The sequence below is a fragment of the Mesorhizobium sp. M5C.F.Ca.IN.020.29.1.1 genome, assembly GCF_003997375.1.
Classification (GTDB): domain Bacteria; phylum Pseudomonadota; class Alphaproteobacteria; order Rhizobiales; family Rhizobiaceae; genus Mesorhizobium; species Mesorhizobium wenxiniae.
In genome coordinates this window covers 1-4,619 of record NZ_RZSW01000505.1, presented here as the reverse complement: position 1 = coordinate 4,619, position 4,619 = coordinate 1, and the positions used below count along the sequence as shown (strand labels likewise).

Sequence of the window (4,619 nt, the reverse complement as noted above, 5' to 3'; positions counted from 1 at the left end):
CGGTAGTGTCTCAGTTTGAAATTTGCCGGAATGCAATATGCATTTCCCATATCGGGCCGAACTCCTATATGCTTAGCGCAAAGCATAGGAGAAGCCAGTCATGCCTTTTTGGGTGAAACTCACTTCAGCGGGCGACGACAAGAAGGAGCCGGTCTACGTCAACCTCGAAAACGCGACACATATGTTTTCGAGAAATCCTGGTACCCGCATTTTCTATCCGGGAGATCGGACGGACTATTCCGATGTCATCGAAGAAGTCGACAAGATTGTCGCTATGAAGGCCGTTAGCTGATGCCCACCGGACCTAAAGGCCAGAAGCGCCCCGCCGATGTGATCGGCAATGCCGTCCGCGTCATGCGCATTGCCACAGGCGAGGAAGCCGACGAAGTGATTGACGATGGCAAAAGCGCCGCCGCCAAAGAGCTTGGTTCGAAGGGCGGGAAGAAGCGCGCCGCCAACATGACGCCAGAGCGGCGCGCCGAGATCGCGCGCAAGGCGGCGTCAAAACGATGGGCGAAATAGCTTTACCGCCCACCGTCCGATTTAAGCCGAATCTCTATGTCGCCCACCGGACCATAGGTCAACTGAAAGGCCATGGTCATCAAATTCAGCCAGGCGATCCTTTGAGCCGCATCATACGGGCCCTTCTGCGGTAGCTTCTGGATAAGCACCGCGATCAGCGGGTCTTGGATTGGACCGCCTCCACCGCCATTGCCGCCGCTACTGAGACACTACCGAACAGTCTACTCGCTTGCTTCCCGGCCCGACACCTGTTCTATGAGAATCCGGAAGAATACGTGGGGTATGCTGTCCGACACCGGGGGGGTGACCGGCTTGAGTGCGCCAGGCTCCCACCAGTCAGAGTGCTTGCTCAACACCGACCACGCATGGTCGCGTTGAGCCTTGTAGCCGATCCGGTCGGGCAGCTCTTCAAAGCGGCCATTGACCACCACGCTTCTCCATCCCCGCCCCTGGCCGCGTTCGTCGATCTGGACGCACACCAGCGGATTGGAACGCATCCAGTCGATTTTCTTGCCCGGCATGGAAAACGCATAAAGATGATTGTCTGCGTGGGCATAGTAGAATGGCACGACGTAGGGCTGGTCGTCGTTGGAACATGCCAGCCGGCCTACGCGATTGCTCGCCAGCACTTTGCTGCATTCCAAGACCGAAAGTGTGCGGATCAGCATCGGTGGGATCTCCTGTTTTTCTTTTCTCGGCTATCCTGTCGGTCGTCGTTTCATATCGCTCAGTTCAACTCGGCGTGCTTTGGAAAGCATCTGGAGGCTTCTTACATGGGTCGAGTTTCCGTGACCTACATAGGTGCGGCGCCGGCGCGCGCGATCTCAATTCGATAAAAGTCGGTGGAAAGATCCAGCCTGAAGGACAGAGCGTGTCACGCCTCCGAAAGCCCATTCCCGAGCCCGGCTATGACCATAACCACCTAGAACAATGAGATCAGCTGCAATCTGCTGCCCAATCTGAAGAAGAATTTCTGCCGGCGCTGACCGGAGGCTATCCATCACTTCGGATCGTGCCTTCACTCCGTGACTTGCCAGAAAACGCTGCGCGTCCTCCACGCCGGCACGGCACGTCACCTCACCACCACCTTCAACGGTGGCGATCACCACGTCTCTAGCGTCGACCAGGAATGGCAGAGCGTCAACGACGGCGCGCCTGGCCTCGCGTGTGTCACTCCACGCAATCAGAATGCTCTCGGGCCTGAATGGCGCAAGTGTATCAGACGCGACAAGAACGGGGCGGCCCGCGGACAGAATCAGGCTGCCCGCATCCACGGTCCGGTGATGGTCGATCATGAAATCCTGCATTAGAGGCCCGACAACGATCAGATCGGAGGCCCGAGCGTTGAGCGCAAGCTGCTGGGTCGGATTGCCGACTACGCCCCGCCATGAGGCCCGGTCGCTGCCGTTGACGGTACGGAGGAATTCCTCTTTCAGGCAATTCAAGTGACCTTCTATCTCATCGACTTGGCGCCATATCGCCTGTGCGGCAGCCCCGTCCTCCATGCCCCTTGGCATAACGAAATGCCCTTCAGCCGCGCAGAAGGCGATCAGATCGGCGTCATGCATTTTTGCAAGCTCCCATGCGAACGCTACGCGCGGTGCAGCGATGGCATCAATGTCCAGCTGAACCATAATCGTCCTGAAAGCCATCACCCAAGCTCCTTCGCGCTTGGCGCAAGAGGGCCACGAAAACGGGCCAAGGGCCTTGATGCGCGTCAAAAACGAATGAACTCAAATAGTGCTGGTCGCTTCCGTATTTGTGTCAGGGTCCCGGGCGTCGTTGATCTCGATCAACGACCAGTCGATGACGGCCGCTAGTGTTGTTTGGCAAACATTTAGGTTCACGACGGCCCCACAGGGAGTAATCGCCATGAAAACCAATGCCGGGTCCTCGCACTTCGCCTTACAGCCCTTGCCGACAGCGACGAATGGCCAGAAGTTGCTCATCGCAGCAGCTGGCCTTCAGGCCCACGCTCTCAAGGCAATGATGCGGTATCAGGTCGAGACGCTATCTTTCCTGAAGCACCGCTGCGAGCAGAATGTCAAAATGGTCGATGATCTCGTCGCGGGTAGCGAATTCAACGACGCTTTCGATGTGCTCAGCAACTTCCTTCAGAACGCGACCTCGGAATATGCAATGGAAGCCGGCAAGGTAGCCTCGATTAGCTCCAGACTTGCTTCGGAAATCGCGACGCATGTTCGCAGGCAAGCCGAGGCGACGATTGAGGACATGGCAGCAAGCACGGTGGCCTGACGAACTTTGATCGAATCAAGGCCAAAGACACTCGAGGGCAAAGGCATTCCCGATGAGTTTGAAGTGGGTGACTTGTCTTTCGGTGTATTCTGCCCACGCGGCAATTGTCGCTGTAGTGCTTGGGCTAACTACCGTGTTGGTGAGCGCCGATCCCATCGCGCACGGAAGGGCACTGATTGAAGTCAATTGCGCGCGATGCCATGCGGTTGGACAAACAGACGTGAGCAGCCATCCCGACGCACCTGAACTTCGCAAACTTTCGCAGCGTTATCGGCTCACTGATCTCGAGGAGGCACTGGCCGAAGGCATCTCAACCGGGCATCCGGATATGCCTGAGTGGGTTGCCAGCCCCGACCAAATCGAGGCAATCATCGCCTATATTGGCAGCCTGCAAAGACCTTGACCGTTGGGATTGGCAACGCAGGTAGTCCGGGTGCAAAGTAGACGCCCAACAAACGCTCGTGAAATTGATTTGGCGCAATCAGAACAGTGGTGCGGTTGCTAGAGACACTCTTGGGCCTCACGGCCAGAGATGATTTCGCGCGATTGATGGCGATCGATTTCCCGGTATGCGCCGCCTTCCACCAGAAGCACGCAAACAATGGAATACCAATATGAAGGCCTCCGAAGGGAATACCGCCATCGTTACCGGAGCCGTGTCTGGTATCGGCGCTGCGATCGCAATTGAGCTGGCTTCACGCGGGGCACAAGTCACGCCGCGCATCTGGACATGGCATCCAGAGTGCGCACGGTGACGCAGATCGTCTGGGCGGCCGGCAACGCGCGCCTATCAGGTGGACCTAGCAGAAGCGCACTCGGTCGAGCAGATGGTTGCGTTCGCGGTTGAGACGTTCGGTGGGCTGCACCTCGCCGTCAACAACGCCGGCATCGGCGGGCCTAGTGAGGCCAAAGGTCAGTTATCCACTCGGTGACTGGCAAAGGAATGGACGTTAACCGCAACGGCGTCTTCTATGGGCTGAAATATGAGATCGCCGCCATGCTGAAATTTGGGGGGAGGCGCGATCGTCAACATGTCATCCATCCTCGGTTCGGTCGGTTGGCAAAATGCCTGCGCCTATGTGGCGACCAAACATGCGCTCGTGGACTTACCAAACGTCGCGGCCATAGAGTATGCTGCGCAGAATGTTCGTTGGGCCGGCGTTCATTGATACGCCTCTGCTGACGAAGAATTTGGATGCGGAACCGATTGGACATTTAGCCGCATTGCATCCAATCGGCCGCCTGGGAAGTCCAAGCGAAGTGTCGGCACTGACGTGCTTCCTCCTTTCCGGGGGCGCAAGCTTCATCACTGGCAGCTATCATCTCGTGGATGGTGGCTACACGGCCAGATGAGTAGGTGTTGACGGGCACGTTGCTGTTTGGCTCTCGCCCACTTGGAAAATGATCCAGATCAAGGCGGGACCTGCCGCTTCCTCACATCATTAGGGGATGATGTGGAAGCCAATCTCAAGCGCTCCGTTCGGTCGTGAACTCGAACTCGCCGTCCTCGACGAGGACGGCGAACATGCGCTTGTTTTCCCTTGCTCAAAGGGGCGGGAAGGTTGGAAGAACGTCACGACTGGCGCACGCGTTGACATCCACCCGACTCACTGGCGCGACTGGCTGCCTGAGAGGATCCCGGCAGACAACGGCATGTCTCTCCGTGACTCGCCTTAACGTTTGGATTCCACGATCAATGCCATGCGCACGAGATGCGACAGGCTGCTCGCGGCCATCTTGCTCATGACGTTGGCGCGATGGATCTCGACCGTGCGCGGGCTGATGCCTAGATCGTATGCGATCGTCTTGTTCGGCAGGCCCGACACAAGCCCATCCAGCAC

Annotated in this window: 7 protein-coding genes and 1 pseudogene; 5 read left to right on the top strand and 3 right to left on the bottom strand. The window is 57.5% G+C overall.

From position 1 onward, the window contains the following. The first annotated feature begins 100 nt into the window (after positions 1-100). Entirely contained in the window at positions 101-292 is a 192-nt protein-coding gene (locus EOA85_RS28305; protein ID WP_127211961.1) for a hypothetical protein, read from the top strand. Continuing rightward, entirely contained in the window at positions 292-522 is a 231-nt protein-coding gene (locus EOA85_RS28300; RefSeq protein ID WP_127211960.1) for an RNA-binding protein, read from the top strand. Before EOA85_RS28305 ends, EOA85_RS28300 begins: the two co-directional genes overlap by 1 nt. A gap of 221 nt (positions 523-743) precedes the next feature. Here the strand turns inward: EOA85_RS28300 and EOA85_RS28295 are convergent, their stop codons facing one another. Together EOA85_RS28295 and EOA85_RS28290 are read right to left on the bottom strand one after the other, a co-directional pair. Then, complete coding sequence (locus EOA85_RS28295) at positions 744-1,190, bottom strand: pyridoxamine 5'-phosphate oxidase family protein (RefSeq protein WP_127211959.1); 447 nt, start codon at positions 1,188-1,190, stop codon at positions 744-746. 156 nt (positions 1,191-1,346) lie between these two features. After that, positions 1,347-2,174 (bottom strand): universal stress protein, encoded by an 828-nt coding sequence (locus tag EOA85_RS28290; RefSeq protein ID WP_127211958.1) that lies wholly within the window; start codon positions 2,172-2,174, stop codon positions 1,347-1,349. 220 nt (positions 2,175-2,394) lie between these two features. Between EOA85_RS28290 and EOA85_RS28285 the strand changes: the two genes are divergently transcribed. The 3 genes and pseudogenes from EOA85_RS28285 to EOA85_RS28275 all read left to right on the top strand — a co-directional run bounded on the left by EOA85_RS28285 (position 2,395) and on the right by EOA85_RS28275 (position 4,131). Then, positions 2,395-2,778: a phasin family protein gene (locus tag EOA85_RS28285; protein WP_127211957.1), complete on the top strand. Its 384-nt coding sequence runs from the start codon at positions 2,395-2,397 to the stop codon at positions 2,776-2,778. A 52-nt stretch (positions 2,779-2,830) separates the two neighbouring features. Beyond that, positions 2,831-3,181, top strand: coding sequence for a cytochrome c (locus EOA85_RS28280; protein WP_127211956.1), 351 nt, complete (start codon positions 2,831-2,833; stop codon positions 3,179-3,181). Between the two features lie 211 nt (positions 3,182-3,392). Beyond that, a pseudogene (locus EOA85_RS28275) lies at positions 3,393-4,131 on the top strand (SDR family oxidoreductase). Between the two features lie 320 nt (positions 4,132-4,451). On the opposite strand, the gene EOA85_RS28265 reads toward EOA85_RS28275, so the two are convergent. Next, positions 4,452-4,619 (bottom strand): LuxR C-terminal-related transcriptional regulator (locus EOA85_RS28265; RefSeq protein WP_245486089.1); only part of this gene is annotated, 168 nt, incomplete at its 5' end.

Excerpts from the sequence above, each read along its gene's own strand:
- EOA85_RS28305 (WP_127211961.1), top strand. The coding sequence starts at position 101 with ATGCCTTTTTGGGTGAAACTCACTTCAGCGGGCGACGACAAGAAGGAG.
- EOA85_RS28300 (WP_127211960.1), top strand. The coding sequence starts at position 292 with ATGCCCACCGGACCTAAAGGCCAGAAGCGCCCCGCCGATGTGATCGGC.
- EOA85_RS28295 (WP_127211959.1), bottom strand. The coding sequence starts at position 1,190 with ATGCTGATCCGCACACTTTCGGTCTTGGAATGCAGCAAAGTGCTGGCG.
- EOA85_RS28290 (WP_127211958.1), bottom strand. The coding sequence starts at position 2,174 with ATGGCTTTCAGGACGATTATGGTTCAGCTGGACATTGATGCCATCGCT.
- EOA85_RS28285 (WP_127211957.1), top strand. The coding sequence starts at position 2,395 with ATGAAAACCAATGCCGGGTCCTCGCACTTCGCCTTACAGCCCTTGCCG.
- EOA85_RS28280 (WP_127211956.1), top strand. The coding sequence starts at position 2,831 with ATGAGTTTGAAGTGGGTGACTTGTCTTTCGGTGTATTCTGCCCACGCG.